Origin of the sequence: Streptomyces sp. NPDC002130, assembly GCF_040296465.1 — a bacterium.
Taxonomy (GTDB): Bacteria; Actinomycetota; Actinomycetes; order Streptomycetales; family Streptomycetaceae; genus Streptomyces.
In genome coordinates this window covers 25,606-42,895 of sequence record NZ_JBEOXI010000045.1, presented here as the reverse complement: position 1 = coordinate 42,895, position 17,290 = coordinate 25,606, and the positions used below count along the sequence as shown (strand labels likewise).

Annotated in this window: 14 protein-coding genes and 2 pseudogenes; 4 read left to right on the top strand and 12 right to left on the bottom strand. The window is 70.5% G+C overall.

The window, feature by feature from the left end:
* Positions 1-91: pseudogene (locus ABT116_RS50865) on the top strand (CBS domain-containing protein); the annotation flags it as partial.
* Positions 92-370: 279 nt separating this feature from the next.
* Here the strand turns inward: ABT116_RS50865 and ABT116_RS11590 are convergent.
* Positions 371-1,249, bottom strand: a pseudogene (locus tag ABT116_RS11590) (NUDIX domain-containing protein); the annotation flags it as partial.
* Positions 1,250-1,713: 464 nt separating this feature from the next.
* On the opposite strand from ABT116_RS11590, the gene ABT116_RS11585 reads away from it, so the two are divergent.
* Positions 1,714-1,869: a hypothetical protein gene (locus ABT116_RS11585; protein WP_351631113.1), complete on the top strand. Its 156-nt coding sequence runs from the start codon at positions 1,714-1,716 to the stop codon at positions 1,867-1,869.
* 224 nt (positions 1,870-2,093) lie between these two features.
* Positions 2,094-2,522 carry a peroxidase family protein gene (locus ABT116_RS11580; protein ID WP_351631110.1) on the top strand — a complete coding sequence of 143 codons (429 nt, stop codon included), beginning with the start codon at positions 2,094-2,096 and terminating at the stop codon, positions 2,520-2,522.
* A gap of 496 nt (positions 2,523-3,018) precedes the next feature.
* Here ABT116_RS11580 and ABT116_RS11575 read toward each other — a convergent pair whose 3' ends face one another.
* From ABT116_RS11575 to ABT116_RS11540, 8 genes are all read right to left on the bottom strand, one after another.
* Positions 3,019-4,743, bottom strand: a complete 1,725-nt coding sequence (locus tag ABT116_RS11575; protein ID WP_351631107.1) for an acyl-CoA dehydrogenase family protein — start codon at positions 4,741-4,743, stop codon at positions 3,019-3,021.
* A gap of 91 nt (positions 4,744-4,834) precedes the next feature.
* Positions 4,835-5,407, bottom strand: coding sequence for a PadR family transcriptional regulator (locus tag ABT116_RS11570; protein ID WP_351631105.1), 573 nt, complete (start codon positions 5,405-5,407; stop codon positions 4,835-4,837).
* A gap of 86 nt (positions 5,408-5,493) precedes the next feature.
* Positions 5,494-7,281, bottom strand: a complete 1,788-nt coding sequence (locus tag ABT116_RS11565) for a SpoIIE family protein phosphatase (RefSeq protein WP_502983856.1) — start codon at positions 7,279-7,281, stop codon at positions 5,494-5,496.
* Between the two features lie 53 nt (positions 7,282-7,334).
* On the bottom strand, positions 7,335-8,018 hold the full coding sequence (locus tag ABT116_RS11560; RefSeq protein ID WP_351631102.1) for a class I SAM-dependent DNA methyltransferase: 684 nt from the start codon (positions 8,016-8,018) through the stop codon (positions 7,335-7,337).
* 206 nt (positions 8,019-8,224) lie between these two features.
* Complete coding sequence (locus ABT116_RS11555; protein WP_351631099.1) at positions 8,225-9,079, bottom strand: carbohydrate ABC transporter permease; 855 nt, start codon at positions 9,077-9,079, stop codon at positions 8,225-8,227.
* The gene (locus tag ABT116_RS11550) at positions 9,076-10,032 is read right to left on the bottom strand and encodes a carbohydrate ABC transporter permease (protein WP_351631096.1); all 957 of its coding nucleotides are present in this window, start codon (positions 10,030-10,032) and stop codon (positions 9,076-9,078) included. Before ABT116_RS11550 ends, ABT116_RS11555 begins: the two co-directional genes overlap by 4 nt.
* A 76-nt stretch (positions 10,033-10,108) precedes the next feature.
* Entirely contained in the window at positions 10,109-11,419 is a 1,311-nt protein-coding gene (locus ABT116_RS11545) for an ABC transporter substrate-binding protein (protein ID WP_351631093.1), read from the bottom strand.
* 115 nt (positions 11,420-11,534) lie between these two features.
* The gene (locus ABT116_RS11540; RefSeq protein ID WP_351631091.1) at positions 11,535-12,278 is read right to left on the bottom strand and encodes a substrate-binding domain-containing protein; all 744 of its coding nucleotides are present in this window, start codon (positions 12,276-12,278) and stop codon (positions 11,535-11,537) included.
* Between the two features lie 167 nt (positions 12,279-12,445).
* On the opposite strand from ABT116_RS11540, the gene ABT116_RS11535 reads away from it, so the two are divergent.
* Positions 12,446-14,575 carry a glycoside hydrolase family 36 protein gene (locus ABT116_RS11535; RefSeq protein WP_351631088.1) on the top strand — a complete coding sequence of 710 codons (2,130 nt, stop codon included), beginning with the start codon at positions 12,446-12,448 and terminating at the stop codon, positions 14,573-14,575.
* 52 nt (positions 14,576-14,627) lie between these two features.
* On the opposite strand, the gene ABT116_RS11530 is transcribed toward ABT116_RS11535, so the two are convergent.
* The 3 genes from ABT116_RS11530 to ABT116_RS11520 all read right to left on the bottom strand — a co-directional run bounded on the left by ABT116_RS11530 (position 14,628) and on the right by ABT116_RS11520 (position 17,276).
* On the bottom strand, positions 14,628-15,329 hold the full coding sequence (locus tag ABT116_RS11530; protein ID WP_351631085.1) for a FadR/GntR family transcriptional regulator: 702 nt from the start codon (positions 15,327-15,329) through the stop codon (positions 14,628-14,630).
* A gap of 196 nt (positions 15,330-15,525) precedes the next feature.
* Positions 15,526-16,254: a FadR/GntR family transcriptional regulator gene (locus tag ABT116_RS11525; RefSeq protein ID WP_351631082.1), complete on the bottom strand. Its 729-nt coding sequence runs from the start codon at positions 16,252-16,254 to the stop codon at positions 15,526-15,528.
* Positions 16,245-17,276 (bottom strand): aldo/keto reductase, encoded by a 1,032-nt coding sequence (locus tag ABT116_RS11520; protein WP_351631079.1) that lies wholly within the window; start codon positions 17,274-17,276, stop codon positions 16,245-16,247. The genes ABT116_RS11525 and ABT116_RS11520 overlap by 10 nt, the downstream gene beginning before the upstream one ends.
* Positions 17,277-17,290 lie beyond the last annotated feature (14 nt).

The window sequence follows — 17,290 nt, the reverse complement described above, 5'->3', positions numbered from 1 at the left end:
GGTCTGTGACGACATGAGCGTCGAGGTGGCGCTGGCCGTCATGGCCGCCGCACGCACGGGCCGACTGGTCGTCTGCGACCAGGACGACCAGCGGGCCCCACCGCTCGCCTGCCGTCTCCGCCGCGAGCTGGGCTTGCCGCGCGCCGGGCGGACCCCATCCCAGCAGGGCGGCTGCCTGGGCGGGGGTGGCGAGCAGGCGGGCGAAAGGGCGGCCGGTGGCGGGGTCGACGGCCGCCGGTCCGATGGCGGTGACCCGGGCGGCCAGGCGGAGCCGGGCGTTGGGCCCCACGCCGCCGTAGACCTCGCCGGTCTCGTCCAGCACCCAGCCCAGTCGCACCGAATCGGCCAGGGTGAGCTGGGCTTCCTCGGCCGCTTCGCGGTGCAAGGTGTCCTCGGGCGTAGTGTCGGTTGTTTCCACGGTGCCGCCGGGCAGCATCGGCAGGGCGCCCCGCGGGCCGGGGTCGGCCACGAGGACGACCCGGCCGTCGGGCACGAAGCACCACGCCCAGGCTTGCTGCACGGGCAGCGGCACGGGGACCGGGCCGCGCTGGAGAGGGCTGTCCCACGAGGGCCGGTAGCGGACGTGGACGTCATGGCGGTCCAGCGCCGGGACATCGAGGATGTGCCGCCCGTCGGCGAGGTGCGAGGTGGCGGTGTTCCCGAGCCGGGCCCGGTAGGCGGCGAGCATGATCCGCCCGTCCACGGGTCGCAGCCGCCGCACCGCGTCCCGGGTCTCCAGGAAGGCGTACTCGGACAGCTCCTCGCGCGGCAGGCGGATCGCCTCCACCTGGTCGGGGGTGAGGGTTCCCCCGTCGAAGACGAACCGGACCTCTCCGGGGCAGTGCGTGCCGGGTTGAAGGTCGGGGTGGTGCGGGGAGAAGGAGTGGACGGCGAGCACGGCCGACAGGTGCAGGTCCAGGCCCAGTTCCTCGGTGATCTCGCGCCGGCAGGTGACGTGCGGATGTTCGCCGGGTTCGACGACCCCTCCGGGCAGCAGCCACGAGTCGTCCTCGCGGTAGGTGGGGTGCACCAGCAGGACCCGGCCGACCTCGTCGGTGATGATCGCGGCGGCGCCGAGCCACGCCGCATGCCGGGATGCGGCGTACTGCGCTGCGGGCAGAGCGGCACGCGGTGAGACGTGATCCGAAGGGGAGACGGGAAAGGTCACGTATCTCTGCCTTCCGAGACGGTGGACGGGCGAGTGGGCAACGAGGAACGGCCAGGGGTGATCAGGGGAGGCGCCGCTCATCCGGCGCTGCAGCTCCCACACCGGCCTCCTGCGGTTCGTCGTCCGGCGCGGTCTTCTTGGGCGGTTGCGGCGGTTGGTCCTGCGTAATGGCCAAGGTCATCGTTCCCCCTAGGACGGTCGCTGCGGCAGAGTCGTGAGGTCTAACGACACGGCTGCGATATCGAACACACGTCATTCGGTCGTGCTGGGGAGCCCGCTATTTACTGCGTGAGGGAACCTCGTGGGTGCGGGATCCCTGGTCCGGCTTAGAGCGGCTGCGGGCAGGAGATGGCCGAAACGCCGACATCGCCAAGCAGTGTTGGCAGTGCGGCGGGTGATCCCGGTCGTCCCCTCCTAGCTGGGATCCTGTTCGGCCTCAGCAACCTTTCGAGCTCTGCCTCGGCGTGGGTGACCGAACCTGTCAGAGCCTCATGGTGATGGGCGGATAGGACACCGGTTCCCAGTCCGGCCGCGGCGATCACCGCGTGGAGCGCGTCTGTCGGGCCGTCGTCCAGGGCGGACGCGACGACGGGGTGGCTCAGTGCGTCTCGTGCGGCGCGGGCGTCGAGTCGGGCGACGCTGACGAGGGAGTCGAGCACGCGGGCGGCGTATCGTCCGGCGCGGTCAAGTTCCAGGGCTGACAGGGCCGCCGGGTCGGGGAGGCGGCGATCGGCGGATCGGGGCGGGCAAGGAGCTGGACGGTTTCATCAAGCGTGCGGTCGAGGTCGGGTTATGGGACGGGGGTGTCTGCGGGCCGGCAGTGGGCGTGAAGGAGTAGGGCCATGGCTCTCTCCCTGGCTCCGTGGGCTGGCTGGTGTCGACCGCGTCGCGGGCCTGCTGGCCCAAGCCCTGTTCCATCAGGGCCATGATCTATCTGGCGGCTGTCGAGGAGGCGGTTGCCGATGCCGCGGTGCTGGGCCATGGCGTCGGCGGCCTCAGTCTGTTCGTCAAGCAGCACAACGCCATCTGCGACCACTTGCATGCCGCGTATCCCTCGTGGGACGACGAAGAACTGTTCCAACGGGCACGGCTCGTCAACTCCGCACTCATCGCCGAGATCCACACCGTGGACCGGACACCGGCCGTGCTCAGTCGTCCCACGACCGTCAAGGCCCTGCGAACCAACTGGTGGGGCATCGCGGGGAACATATCCACGACCTTCTCGGCCGGATCAGCGGCAGCGAGCTCGTCAGCGGCATCCCCGGGGCTGAGACAGTTCACTACGCCGACCCGACGTGGGCCGAGGAGATCAAGCGGCTGTACGAGAACGACATTGAGAAGGTTGACCTGTTGATCGGGATGTACGCTGCCCTGTGCCGCGGTGCGACGAAGTCGACCTCCACGGTCTCGCGACTAGGCATGGGCACCTCCGAACCGCCTGGGTTCCGTCCGGCCACAGCCCGGCGTAGCGGGGTGCCGCTGCGCCCACCCGTGCCGCTAAGGCTGCGCGGCGTGGTCGGTCGCGGTGCGAGGGGTGAAGGGGCGTGCCGGACAGCCGTGTTGATCTCGTGCAGGGCGTCGAGTCTTCGAGGGCGGCACACAGGACCCCGAGCTGGTAGACCCAGCGGGTCTGAAGGGTGCGCTGACCCGCGAGAATGCCGATTGATCCGTGACGGGTTTGTGCCTCGCCCCTGCCGCTTCCGCTCAGGGGGTACGCCGACGGTTGTCGGCTCGGGACAGGGCTGCGCGCGCCGCGCCTAGCCCCTGCCAGGTCCGGCTCAAGGAGCCGAACCCCGGGCCGACCGGTGGCCGGGCCGCGGGCCCGGCTACCGGTGCTGCATGCGGCGCGCCTACTGGGCCATCTCGTACGTACCGGACAACGCCTCGACCCGCTGCCAGACTCGCTCCGTGCGCGCCTCGTCGACGACCGGCCGCCGGACCGAGGCCAGCGCCCACTCCTGCTGCTGCTCGGTCGCCGAGTCCTTGCCGTGCAGTTCGACGGCGTGCCCGGAGAAGTCCCGTACGAGGACGGCGAAGAGTTCGTCGAGTACGTCCTCGTCGAGTCCGGTCAGTTCGGCCTGCTCCAGGACGAGCTGACCGTGCACGACGAGGGCGAAGAGCTGGCCGATCGAGAGGACGAGGTCGAGGTCGCGGCTCTGCTCCGCGTCGGGGGCGGCTGTGGCGACGAACTCGCAGAGCTCATCGGCCTGTTCGCGCAAGCGAGCGACGTTGGGCAGGTGCGCGTACGCCTCGAAGGCCGGGCGCCAGTCGTGGAAGCGCACCGAGCCCAGGCCTCGGGCCGGGCCCTGCCGGAACAGGAAGTCGTCGTCGGCCGCGTCGAGACGGGTCGGCACCCTCGGGTAATCGGCGGGGTCGAGGAGATGGTTGCGCATGAACTTCAGGATCAGCGCCAGGTTGACGTGGACCGTGCCCTCCAGCTTCGGCAGGCCACGAATCTCCACGGCCGCCTGGCTGAAGTAGTTGTCCTTCTCGAAGCCCTTGGCGGCGATGACGTCCCACATCAGGTCGATGACCTTCTCGCCCTCCGTGGTCACCTTCATCTTCGTCATCGGGTTGAAGAGCAGGTAGCGGCGGTCGTCCGGGCCGGCGGAGCGGAAGTAGTCGACAGCGCGGTCGCTGAACAGCTTCATGCCGACGAGCCTGACGTACGCGTCGGTCAGTTCGCGCCGCACGTGCGGGAAGGCGGTGACGGGGCGGCCGTAGAGGACGCGATTGCTCGCGTGGGTGACGGCCTCGTACATCGCGTGTTCACAGATGCCGATCGAGGCGGTGCACAGGTTGAACTTGCCGACGTTGACCGTGTTGAGGGCGGCGTCGAAGGCGGCGCGGCCGGTGTGCAGGACGTCGTCGGACCTTACGGGATAGTCCTCCAGCCGGAACTCGCTGACGAACTTGGACGAGTCGACGACGTTCTTGACCAGGTGGTAGGCCGGGTGACGGCTGTCGGCGGCGAAGAACACGTAGCCGTCGGGGCCCTCGACGTCGGTACGGCGGCCGAAGACGGAGACGAGTCCGGCGGCGTTGCCGTTGCCGATGTAGTACTTGGAGCCGGTGGCGCGGAAGCCGCCGTCGCCGTCGGGCTCGAGCAGCATGTCGGTGGAGTAGATGTCGGCGCCGTGGGCCTTTTCGGACAGGCCGAACGCGAACACCTCTCCCTGCGTGAGGAGTTCCGCGGCGCGGGCGCGTGCTGCGGCGTTGTCGCTCTGCCAGACCGGGCCGAGGCCGAGGATGGTGACCTGCCAGGCGTACCAGTAGTCGAGGCCGTAGAAGCCGAGGATCTCGTTGAGCGCGGCGATACGGGCGGTGTCCCACCGCTTGTCCGGCTCCCCTTCCCCCGCACTGGACGACGGCGTCAGGAAGGTGGCGAACAGGTTCTCCTTCGCGGCGAAGGCGAGGAAGTCACCGAGCCAAGCGCGGGTCCGGTAGTCCTCGATCAGCTGCCGCTTCCCGCGCTCCTCGAACCAGTCGACGGTGGCACGCAGCAAGCGGCGTGTCTCGGGGTCGAAGTGCGCGGGGTCGTAAGTGCGCGGGTTGAAGAGCAGTTGGTCAGCCATGGTGAGGACCCTTTCGGCTGGTGGACGGATGGAAATGGAGAGGTAGGGCGGCCGGAGAGGAGGAGCAGTCGTGGCCCGTGCGGTGGCGCGGTCAGTGACCCGGCCCGAACCGGGCCAGCGTGCCGAGCACGTCGTCCAGCCAGCCGATCATCATCCGCTCGTACGCGATGCCGCCGCGCAGTACGACGTGCTGGAGCTCCCGCTCCGCGTCCAGCGGCGCTACCGCAGCGGCCGCGCCCGCTTCGGGCCCCGTGAAGTCCCTCTCCTCGCCTGCCAGATAGTGCGCCAGCCGGTCCCGGTGCGCCTGCCGGTGCCGCTCCACCTCGCGGATCAGGGCGGCCGGATCGTCGAAGGCGGCACCCCGGATCTTCACCGCCAGGTCGTGGCGGACGCTCTCCGGTTCGATCGGATCGTGCAACCACGAGGACAGCGCGGCCCGGCCGAGGTCGGCGACGGAGTACTCCTTCTTGTCCGGCCGTCCTTGCTGCGGGACGTCCCGGGCTTCGACCCAGCCGTCGCTCTCCATGCGCTTCAGCACGCGATAGATCTGCTGGTGGGACGCGGTCCAGAAGTAGCCGATGGACCGTTCGAAACGCCGGGCCAGCTCATAGCCGGAGCCCGGCTTCTCCAGGAGCGACACCAGGATCGCGTGTTCGAGCGCCATGACGACGATCGTGCTATGCAACTCGTTGCATAGCAAGTCTCATCCATGTCGATGCGACGCGGCTCACGTCCGCACGTGCTCCCTTGTCATTCCCGGCCGGGCAGCGCCTGCTCGAACCAGACGACCTTGCCCGTGCTCACCCTGGTCGCCCCCCAGCGTTCCGCCAGCTGGTCGACCAGGAACAGTCCCCGGCCACCCTCGTCACTCAGCCTGGCGTGCCGCATCCTCGGCACCTGCGGCGAGTCGTCGCCCACTTCGCAGCGGAGTACGTCCGTGCGGAGCAGGCGCAGGGTGATCGGCCGGGACGCGAAGCGTACGGCGTTCGCCACCACCTCGCTGACCAGCAGTTCGGCCGACTCAACCATCGAGTCAAGGCCCCACTGGTGCAGTGTCCTTCGCGTCAGCCGGCGTGCCTGCCGCGCGGTCTGCGGCCGTGGAGCCATGTACCAGTACGCCACCGTCTCGGGGAGGATGCCCTCGAACCGGGCCGCGAGCAGCGCGATGTCGTCGTCCCGGTCGCGCGTGCCCAGCGTGCCGAGTGCCTGGTCGCACAGCACTTCCAGCGACGGGGGCTCCGAACCGGCAGTGGCGGCGCGCAGGTGTGCGCACAGCCGCTCCACGCCGGACAGCACGTCCGAGTCGCGGGACTCGACGAGCCCGTCGGTGTACAGCAGCAGAGTCGCTCCCGACGGCGCGTGCATCTCGGTGGACTCGAAGGCGCTGCTGCCGACGCCGATCGGCGCCCCGGGCGGGACCGGCAGCACCTCCTCCCGGCCGTCCGCGTGAAGGAGCACCGGGGGCGGGTGACCGGCGTTGGCGACCAGCAGCCGATGCAGTACGGGGTCGTACATCGCGTACAGACAGGTCGCCATGTGCTCACTGCCCAGCCGCTCCGCCTGCTCGTCGAGGTGATGCAGGACCTCGTCGGGAGGAAGATCGAGCCCCGCCAGGGTCTGCACGATGGTGCGCAGCTGGCCCATGATGGCGGCCGACGTCATGGAATGGCCCATGACGTCGCCGATCACCAGCGCGACACGGTTGCCGGGCAGGGGGATCGCGTCGTACCAGTCGCCGCCCACCTGGGAGGCCCGCGAGGCGGGCAGGTAACGGCTTGCCAGGCGGACCCCGGTCGGCTGGGGCAGTGCCGGAGGGAGCATCGTGCGCTGCAGTGCGGCGGCGACCGATGTCTCGCGGAGGTAGAGCGCGGCCTTGTCGACGCCGAGTGCGGTGTGGGTGGCGAGCTGGGAGGCGACGAGCAGGTCGTCCGCGGTGAAGGCGGGCCGGTCGGGGCGGCGGATGAGGACGACGCTGCCCATGACGTGGCGGCGGCCGTGCAGCGGGGCGATGATCAGCCGCGGTCCGGGTCGCGCCGCTCCGGGGACACTCACCGGTCCCAGCAATTCGCTCAGGGCGGGAGCGGCACCAGGGGCGTCCCCCGACACGGGCTGCCCGGCGTACAGCAGCTCGGCCAGCCGGCCGTCGGCGGCCGGGCGTACGACGTCCGCCGGTCGCACGTCCGCCGACGTCTCCCGGGGGAGTCCGGGCCCGTGGGCCGCCGCATCCCTCGGCGGCGCCCGGTCCGTGCTGTGCAGCCGCAGCACGGCGGGGGCGCCAGGACCCTCGTCCCCGGCCGGCAGCGGATCGGACAGGTGGACGAAGGCCGTGTCGGCGAAGGACGGGACAGCCGCCCGGCACAGTTCGTGCAACGTCTCGTCGAGATCGAAGCCGCGGGCGATCCGGCGCGTCGCCTCGTCGAGGTAGCGGAGCCGGTCGGTCTGCGGGCCGCGGAGCCTTGGCCGGCGCGGGGGCGTGACCTGCTCGTTCGCCCTGGCCTTCCTGCCGGGGTGTTCATGAGTTCCCAGGTGCTTCGTCACAGTGTCGCTTCCGTCTGGGTGGGCCCCTGCCGGTGCGGGCGGAGAGGGAGCGGTCAGCCGTGCCGTCGGCAGCGCAGGAAGATCTGCACCTCGGGCGGTACGTCGGCGCTCGCGGGTGCGTAGGTGTAGGAGGCCTCCTCGACGATCTCGAAGCCGGACGCCTCGACGGTCTCCCTCAGCTCGTCCCGCAGGTACCCGGACACCCGGATGGTCTTTCCGAGGAACGGGATCGAGAAGTCGTCCACGTCGGCCTCCACCATCGACAGCACGAACATGCCGTGCGGCACCAGGAGACGGTGGACGGTCCGCAGCGCGAGGGGGATCTCGGCGCGCGGCAGCATGAGCAGGGAGAAGAAGGCGGCCACCGCGTCGAACCGGCCGAGGTCGCAGGGTCCTCCCGGCCGCAGATCAGCGATGTCCACCTGGTGGAAGGTGCCGTCGGGGACGTGCTCGCGGGCAAGGGCGACCATTCCGCCCGACAGGTCGACGCCGATGACCTCGAAGCCCGCCACCGCCAGCTGTCGGGCGGTCGGGAGCCCGGTGCCGCACCCCAGGTCCAGCACGCGGGACCCGGCCGGCAGGGAGTCCACGAGCCACTGGGCGGCCGCGACCTGCCCTTCCTTGTGCGGGAAGGCCTCGTCGTAGTGGTCGCCGATGGCGTCGAAGGCCTCGGCCTGGCCGGTGCGGTCAGGCAGTGCGTCCTCGTAGCCCAGGTCGCCGGGAAGGCTGCTGCTCACAGGCGTTCCCCCTTGTTCATCCTGCGTAATTTTCCCATATATCCGCCTATCGGTCCGGGTCGGCTTCCCGCATGCGCAGGGTATCCCTTGGGCAGCGCACTGTAGTGGGCGGTCGGAGCGGTCACGGCCGTGCCGATCAGCGCGGCGCAGGCGATGGCCCCCATGGGGCGCGCCGGGAGTCGCGCCCCGGAGATCGTGGGCGCGGGCTACTTGACGGCGCCGCTGGTGATGCCGGCGACGATCCGGCGCTGGGCGACGACGAAGACGGCCACCATCGGAAGGCTCATCATCACGACGTAGGCGAAGATGAGGTGCCAGTTGTTCAGGTACAGCTGGGCGCTCGCGACTTGGTAGAGGTTGAGCGGGAGCGTGGCCTTCTCCCCGCCGCCCAGCACGAAGAACGCGTAGAAGATGTCGCTCCAGGCGAAGAGCATCACCATGATCGTCGCGGTGGCGATGACGGGGCGCAGGAGCGGCAGGATCACCTGGAGGAAGACCCGGGCCGGACCGGCGCCGTCCATGCGCGCGGCCTCCTCGAGTTCCTCCGGGAGGTTGCGGATGAAGCCGGTCATGAAGAAGATCGACGTGGACAGGTACATCCCCGTGTAGACCGCGATCATGCCCGGCTGAGTGCCGGCCAGGCCGAGTTGGCGCAGCTCCATGACGATGGTGATGACGGCGGGCGGCAGCAGGAGGCCGCTGATGCTCAGCGCGTACAGCGTGCCGACCAGGCGCCCCTTGCGGCGGGCGAAGACCCAGGCGGCGCCGGCGCCCAGCAGCAGCACGAGGACCACGGAAGGGACCACGACCAGCAGGCTGTTGACGAAGCCCTGGACGACCTTGCCCTGGTCGAAGGTCTGCTGGTAGTTCTCCGCGGCCCGCACCTGGTGCGGCAGCGAGAGGCTGGGCTTGATCGCCTCCGCCTGGGGCTTCACGGAGGTCACCGCGACGAGCCAGAGCGGGATGCCGATGGTGAGGGCCGCGATGAGCAGGACGGCTGCCGGCTGCAGCCAGCCCGGGGCGCGCCGACGGGCGGGAGCGAACACGGTGGCGGCGGTCACTGGTTGTTCTCCCTTCGGCGCAGGCCGACGATCACGGGCACGGCGAGGACGACGACCACGAGGAAGAGCACCAGGCTCATCGCGGACGCCTGGGCGTACAGGCCCTGGCCGAAGATGCGGAACATGTAGATGTTGAACACCTCGGTCTCGCTGCCGGGACCACCCCCGGTGGTGGCCTGGACGATGTCGAAGGTGTTCATGGAGCCGATCAGCGCGGTCGTCACGTTGAACGTCACCGCGGGTGCCAGCAGCGGGAACCGGATCGACCAGAAGGTGCGCCAGGCGCCGGCCCCGTCGATCCGGGCGGCCTCCAGCACGTCACCGGGCATGCTCTTCAGGCCCGCGAGGTAGATCAGCATGGCCAGGCCCATCCACTTCCAGCCGTGGACGAGGGTCACCACGACCAGGGTCCAGGTCGTCGACCCGAGCCAGGGTGTGTCGACCTGGTGCCCCGCGAGGGAGGACAGCACGCTGTTGAGCGCCCCGTCCTGTGCGAGCAGGGCCCGGAAGATGTAGCCCACGGCCAGGGCGGAGATCAGCACGGGAAGGAAGAACACCGCCCTGAAGAAGCGGTTGAAGCGGGTGTCCCGCTCCAGCAGCAGGGCCAGGCCCAGACCGAAGCCGTTCTGGAACACGGCCACCAGGACCGCGTACTCCAGGGTGATGCGGATGTCGCGGGCCATCGAGCCGTCGTTCAGGATGGTCTCGAAGTTCGACAGGCCCACGAAGCCGATCTGCGGGTGGAACGCCGACCAGTCGGTGAACGGGTAGACGAAGTTCAGCAGGTTCGGCAGCAGGAAGAACACGCCGAACACGGCGAGCGCGGGAAGCGCGAACCACCACGGCTGGTCGGCCTTCCTGCGGAGGCGCTCGCGCCGGCCGCGACGGGGCGATGCGCTCCGGTCCTTCGCGCGCGCGGCGTCGATGGCGCCCCTGGTGGCGGTGTTCACCACTTTCTCACCTCCGGATGCAGGCCCCGGGCGCACCGCCGACGGCGGCCCGGGGAGCGGGCTGGCGAAAGGGCGCCGGTCAGAAGCCGGAGACGCCGCGCGCCTTGAGCACCTGCTCGAACTGGTCCTGGGCGGCCTGGGCGACCTGCTGGGGCGACTTCTTGCCGTAGATCATGTCGGCGAGGGCCAGGTGCATGTCGGGCGCGGTCAGTGCCCTGACCTGGAAGACGCCGGTGGCGGAGGGCAGCGCCTCGGCCTGGGCGATCGCGGTCTGCGGCAGACCGCCGGGGCTGGGCACCGACGGCTGCACCGAGACGAGCTTGTTCGCCTTGATGTAGTCCGGATAGTCCTTGCCGAGCCAGAAGGACAGGAACTGCCGGGCGGCGTTCTGCCGCTTGGTGTCGCCGGTCTTGAAGGCGACGACGCCGTTGGTCTGGTCGGGCGAGTACTCGGCTTTGGCGGCGCTGTTGGCGATGGGGAACCAGCCCAGCTTCTCGTCCATCTCCTCCGTGCTGGAGGTGGCCTGTATCTGGGACTGGAGCGAGGTGACGTTCAGCGCCATCGCGGCACTGCCGTCCATGATCGCCTTGCCCTGGTCGACGAACGTGGCCGTCCTGTAGTTCTTCTGCGCCAGGCCGCCGTCGAGGACCTTCGTCTTGTACGTGGTGATGGCGTCGACGATGGTCTTGTCGGTCCAGCCGGCCTTGTTCTCGTTCAGCTTGTCCCAGAACGACTGCGGCAGGTCCGTCATCTGCACCTGGACCTGCCATTGCAGGGGCCACTTGTCGCCGCCGACCTCGAAGAAGGGGGCCACGCCCGTCTTGGACTTGATCTTCGAGGCGGTGGCGAGGAGGTCGTCGTAGCTCTTCGGCATCGTGGTGATGCCGGCCTTCTTGAAGACGTCCTTGTTGTAGTAGACACCGAGGACCGCGGGGCTGGTGACGATGGCCGCGTAGCGGTGGCCGTCGACCTGGCCGAGTCCCTGTTCCGTCTTGCCGAGCTTTGGGACCCAGTCCTCGTTGTCGAGCTGGAGCAGGTTCTGCTGCGGCTGGATGAACGGCAGCGTGCTGCCCGTGGGCTGCCAGAACATCAGGTCCGGCTTGACGCCCGAGGCGAGCTTGGTCGGGACGTTCGACTCGTAGGGGTCGGGGACGACCTCGGTGTTGATCTTGGCGCCGGTGGCCTTCTCGAACGCCTCGATGGCCTGCTTGGGCTGCCCGACGCTGTTCTGGGCCGTCCACATGGTGAGTTCGACACCCTTGAGGTCGGCGGTCGGGTCGACCGATCCCTCGGGAGCGGCGCCGGTTCCGCCGGCGGTGCTGTCGCTGCAGGCGGTGACGGTCAGGCCGAGCAGACAGGCGGTGACAAGGACGGAGACGGCTCTTCTCATGGCGAGTTCCTCGGTCGTAAGGAGCGGGAAGGCGGTGCGCTGCTGTGGGGAGGGGCGATGGCTGCGGGGAACGGGAAGGGGGCGGGAGAGGTGGGGCGCGGGTGCGCGGTCCGGCTCATGTGCGGCGCGGGGCCGTACTCTCCCTGAGGACGAGGGCGGGTTCGGCCGGCACCGCCGCGGGTGCCCGCTGATCGGTGTCGAGCCGGGCACGCGGCAGCCCGAAGGCGGCGCGGCCCAGCCTCTGGAAGTCCATGCGGACCGTCGTGAGGGACGGGGTGACGTAGGCGGAGTGCGGAGCGTCGTCGAATCCGGTGACGCCGCCGTCTTTGGGGACCCGCCGGCCCGCGTGGTGCAGGGCCCGCAGGACGCCGAGCGCCAGGTCGTCGTTGCCGCAGAGGATCGCGGTGACCTCCGGGTTCCGGGCGAGCTCCTTCCCGGCCTCGTATCCGGCCTGGGCGTCCCAGCCCCTGCCGGACGGCTCGGGAGCGGCGACACCGGCCGATTCCAGGGCCGGACGCCGGCTCCCGGCGCGCGGTTCCACCGAGCGCCGGGATTCGGTCGAGGCGGGAACCGCCACGTAGTGGACGGTGTCGTGCCCCGGCGCCCAGAGGTGTTCGGGGGCGGCAGGGGCCGCTTCGCGGTCGTCGGCCCGCACGGCGGGCAGACCGGGTGAGCTCCCCGGGGGCGGCGCCTCCACCACCGTCGCGCACGACACGTGTGCCGGTACGGGGTCCAGGGCGGTCGCGCCGAGGCAGGAGACGCCCGCCGCCCGGGCGACATCGCGGATGCTCGCGGCCTGCCGCTGTCCCCGAGAAGGGCCGGCGGAGTTGCCCGACCTTGTGTGACCGGTCACAAACATGCCAGGATTGTGAGCGGTCACAAACGCGGGCGTCAAGAGACCGTGAGCGCCGATTCAGCTGTCCGGCACATCCGCCGCCGGGGCCCGGCCTCGTCGCCGTTGGTGAATCCCCAGATCAGCCCACCCAGACCGCCGCAGGACCGAACCGTCCCGGAAGGGGAATCGCGTTGACCGCCACCGTCGAAACAGCCGAGGGCTCCTGTGTCTGGTCGCACCCGGAATCCGGCCTGCACGCCGTCATGGATGCCACCGGAGCGGTGAGGCTGGGAAGACCCGGTCAGGACTGGGCCCGCCTGGTACCCCTCGTCGAGGTCACCGCCACCGGCCACGGACGCATGTGGTCGGGAGAGCGATTCATCGAGACGGCCATCGGTGAGCGCCTGAGCCACCGGGGGCACGAGACGGTCCGGAGCGGCGACGGGGAGCGTACGACGATCCGGCTCACGGATCCCGAGACCGGCCTGGCCGCTCACGTCACCCTGGAAACCCGTGCGCGCAGCGGATGCCTGCGGTCCCGGGTACGCCTCGTCAACGAGGGCGGCGCGGCGCTGCGGCTGGAGAGCGTCTCCACCCTGGCCCTCGGCGGCATCGTCGACGCGGACGGCGGTCTCGATGACCTGACCCTGCACTGGGCGGACAACGACTGGCTCGCCGAATGCCGGTGGCGGCAGGACGCGTTCCGCAAGCGGGTGGTCCCGCTGAGCCGGTCCGCCCACGGCCACGAGGGCCGGGGCTGCTTCGAGCGGTACTCGCAGGGGAGCTGGTCCACCGGTCGCCACCTCCCCATGGCAGGCCTCACCGACTCGGAGGGCCGCGCCTGGCTGTGGCAGATCGAGTCCAGCGCGGGCTGGCGCTTCGAGACGGGGGAACGCGAAGGTGCCGCCTATGTGGCCCTGTTCGGCCCCGACGACGCGCATCACCAGTGGCAGCAGACCCTGGCCCCCGGCGAGGAGTTCCACACCGTCCCGGCCGTTCTCGTCCACACGGAGACCGGCGGACTGGACGCGGCCTTCGGTGAACTCACCGACCACCGACGGAGCATCCGCCGTGCCCACCCCGACCACCGCACGCTGCCGGTGATCTACAACGACTACATGAACACCCTGATGGGCGACCCCACCACCGAACGGCTCCTGCCGCTGATCGAGGCGGCGGGTGCGGCCGGTGCCGAGGTGTTCGTGATCGACGCGGGCTGGTACGACGACGACGCCCAGGGTTGGTGGGACGCCGTCGGCGCGTGGAAGCCCGCTCCCCGACGTTTCCCGGGCGGTCTGCCGGAGGTCCTGGACGCGATCAGAGCGCACGGGATGACCCCGGGGCTCTGGCTCGAACCCGAAGTCGTCGGCGTCCGCAGCCCGTTGGCCCGCACTCTCCCTGACGAGGCGTTCTTCCGGCGCGGAGGTCTGCGCGTCACCGAACACGGGCGGCACCACCTGGACCTGCGTCACCCGGCCGCCCGCGCCCATCTCGACGAGGTCGTGGACCGGCTGGTCGGTGAGTGGGGCGTCGGCTACCTCAAGCTCGACTACAACATCAACATCGGTCCCGGCACGGAGAACGGCTCCGAGAGCGCGGGTGCCGGCCTGCTCGGGCACCACCGTGCCCACCTCGACTGGATGGCCGCGCTCCTCGACCGGCATCCCGGTCTCGTCCTGGAGAACTGCGGATCGGGCGGCCTTCGCATGGACTACGCGCAGTTGGCCGTGGCCCAACTGCAGTCCACGAGCGACCAGCAGGACCTCCTGCGCTGTCCGCCCATCGCCGCCGCGGCCGCCACCGCCGTCACACCGGAGCAGGCCGCAGTCTGGGCCTACCCCCAGCCGGACCACACCCTCGACGAGATCGCTCTCACCCTCACCGGGGCCCTGCTCGGCCGCGTCCACCTCTCCGGCTTCCTCAACCTGATGAGCCCCGAGCAGTCCGGCCTCGTCCGCTCGGCGATCACCGTGTACAAGGAGCTCCGGCCGGAGCTCGGCGGCGCGCGGCCGTTCTGGCCCCTGGGGCTCCCGGGCTGGGAGGACGACTGGATCGCTCATGGACTTCGGGGCCGAGGGGCCACGTTCCTCTCCGTCTGCAGGAGGGAACCGGACCACGACGGAACACCCGCCTTGAGCAGCACCCTTGCCGTCTCTCACCTGCGTGGTACGCGGGTCCGGCCCGCGGTGCTGTATCCACCGACAGCCGATGCCGCCGCGGAGTGGGACGCGGACGCGGGGCGGCTCACCGTCTCGCTGCCGCGCGGGAACACCGCCGTTCTCCTCCGGCTCGACTCGGTTGCGGCGGACTCGCGGAGATGACGCGCCGCGGGACCGCGGCCCGTAGGGGTACGCCCTCGGGAACTTCGAGGCCCTACGCCTGAGGATCGAGGGACTGCAGGTGCCCGCGGAGCCAGTGCTCGGTGTTGCTGACGTGCAGCAGGGCGGCGGCCTGGCTGAGGGCGGGGTCGCGGGTGCACAGGGCGTCGAAGATCGCCTGGTGTTCCGCCAGGGTCCGCTCGGACGACCGGTCGTCCACCTGGCCGCGCCAGATGCGAGCGCGCAGAGTGCGGCCGGAGATGCCCTCGAGCAGGGTGAGCAGGGTTTCGTTGCCGGTGGCCGCGACAACCGCCCGATGGAAGGCGGCGTCGTGCGCGTTGAGCCGCTCGACGTCGTCGCGTGCCTCGCGCATGGCGTCCAGGTGCCGTTCGACGTCGGCCAGTTGCTCGTCGGTGATCCGGCCGGCGGCGAGCCCGGTGGCGAGCGGTTCGAGCAGCCGACGTACCTCCATCAGGTCCAGCAGCGCGCCCTTGTCGCTCTGGAGGAGCTCCACCGCGCCGCCCAGACCCTCCAGGAGCAGACTCGGCTGGAGACTGGTCACGTACGTGCCGTCTCCTCGTCGGACCTCCAGCACCCGGGCGACGGACAGAGCCTTGACCGCCTCGCGGGCGAGGTTGCGCGAGAGCCCCAGCTGCGCCGCCAGCTCCGGCTCCGGGGGCAGTTTCGCGCCCGGGGGAAGCGCCCCCGAGCGGATGAGCTCACGGATCTGCTCTATGGCCTTGTCCGTCAGGGACAACTCGAGCTCCCTCCGCGAGCGCGCCGCTCTACAGGGCCCCTTACGCGAAACCGGCAGGAGGGCCGTCACATGTGACGTTGATGATACCGGCAGGACCGGTCGAAGATCCCTGGATGTGTCCGGAGCGGGGACCTCGCGTCGGGCCCGCTCGTCCGGGACGCCCTTACGGTCCGCACCCGGCGTGGGGCGGCCCCGTTCACGAGGCGGGTCCGCCTGCCGGGCCGCTCTCGTGCGAGCCGCCCGCGGACTCCAGGTGCTCCCGCAGCCACTGCTCGGTGTTGCTGACGTGCAGCAGTGCCGCCGCGTGGCCGAGTGCGGCGTCCCGCGCGGCCAGGGCGGCGTAGATCGCCTCGTGTTCCGCGAGGGTGCGTCCGTGGGACCGGCTGTCGACCAGACCGCGCCAGATGCGGGCGCGCAGGGTGCGGCCCGAGATGCCTTCGAGGAGGGTGATGAGGGTTTCGTTGCCGGTGGCGTTCGCGATGGCCCGGTGGAACGCCGCGTCGTGGGCGTTCAACTGCTCGACCCCGGGCGCTTCCCGCATGGCGTCGAGATGCTCCTTCACCTCGGCCAGGCCGTCGTCCGAGATCCGGGCGACGGCCAGCGCGGTGACGACGGGTTCCAGCAGGCGCCGGACCTCCATGAGGTCCAGTACGACGCCCGGGTCCACCTGGAGGAGCTCCACCGCGCCGCCCAGCCCTTCCAGCAGCAGACCCGGCTGGAGGCTGGTGACGTAGGTGCCGTCTCCGCGTCTGACCTCCAGGACGCGGGCCACGGCCAGCGCCTTGACCGCCTCCCGGGCCAGATTGCGGGACAGGCCGAGCTGGGCCGCCAGTTCCTGCTCGGGAGGCAGCTTGGAGCCGGGCGGGAGCGCACCCGAGGCGATGAGCTCGCGGATCCGCGCGATCGCCTTGTCGGTCAGGGACACGGGGTGCTCCTCTCGGAGACACCGTCACCGTGCGGGACCCGCCCGATGGGCACGTCCGGTCGGATGAGTCCCTGGTCGAGGAGGTCCTTCCAGAGGCCGGTGGGAGTACTCCGGTGGTGGAGCCGCGCGTTGCGGGTGACCTGGTCGGCGTTGCGCATGCCGAGGGTGACGTTGACGACGTGGGGGTGGGTGTGGGGGAAGGCGATGGCCGCGGCGGGCAGGCTCGTGCCGTGGGCCTCGCAGATCTCCGCGATGGCCAGGGCACGCCGTACGAGGTCCGGCGGGGCGTCCTGGTAGTCGTACTTCATGCCGGCGGCGGGACGGTCGCGGGAGAGCAGGCCCGAGTTGAAGACACCGACGGCGACGACGCTCTTGCCGGTCTCCCGCGCGGCGGGCAGGACGTCGTCGAGGGCGCCCTGGTCGAGCAGGGTGTAGCGGCCGGCGAGCATGACGACGTCGGCGGCGGTTTCGCGCAGGAACCGGGCGAGCATGGGGGACTGGTTCATGCCGGCGCCGATCGCGCCGATGACGCCCTGGTCGCGGAGGTCGGCGAGAGCGGGCATGGCCTCGTCGGCGGCCTGCCGCCAGTGGTCGTCGGGGTCGTGGAGGTAGACGACGTCGAGGTGGTCGAGACCGGTGCGTTCCAGGGTGGCTTCGATGGAGCGCAGTACCCCGTCCCGGCTGAAGTCCCACTGACGGCGCACGTCGTCGCGGACGACGAAGCCCTCGCTGTCGACACCGCGCGGGTTTTCGTTGGGGACGAGCAGGCGGCCCACCTTGGAGGAGACGACGTACTCGCTGCGGGGCCGCTCGCGCAGCGCGGTGCCGAGGCGGCGTTCGGACAGGCCGAGACCGTAGTGGGGGGCGGTGTCGAAGTAGCGGATGCCGGCGTCCCACGCGGCGTCGACCGCGGCTGACGCCTCCTCGGGGGAGGTGATGCGGTAGAGGTTGCCGATCACGGAGGCTCCGAAGCCGAGCTCCGTGAGTTCGACACGGGTGTTGCGGATCGTTCGGCGGTGCAAGACGTTCTCCTCGG

Coding starts and splice junctions, on each gene's coding strand:
- ABT116_RS11580 (WP_351631110.1), top strand. CDS start 2,094: ATGATCTATCTGGCGGCTGTCGAGGAGGCGGTTGCCGATGCCGCGGTG.
- ABT116_RS11575 (WP_351631107.1), bottom strand. CDS start 4,743: ATGGCTGACCAACTGCTCTTCAACCCGCGCACTTACGACCCCGCGCAC.
- ABT116_RS11570 (WP_351631105.1), bottom strand. CDS start 5,407: ATGGCGCTCGAACACGCGATCCTGGTGTCGCTCCTGGAGAAGCCGGGC.
- ABT116_RS11545 (WP_351631093.1), bottom strand. CDS start 11,419: ATGAGAAGAGCCGTCTCCGTCCTTGTCACCGCCTGTCTGCTCGGCCTG.
- ABT116_RS11540 (WP_351631091.1), bottom strand. CDS start 12,278: ATGTTTGTGACCGGTCACACAAGGTCGGGCAACTCCGCCGGCCCTTCT.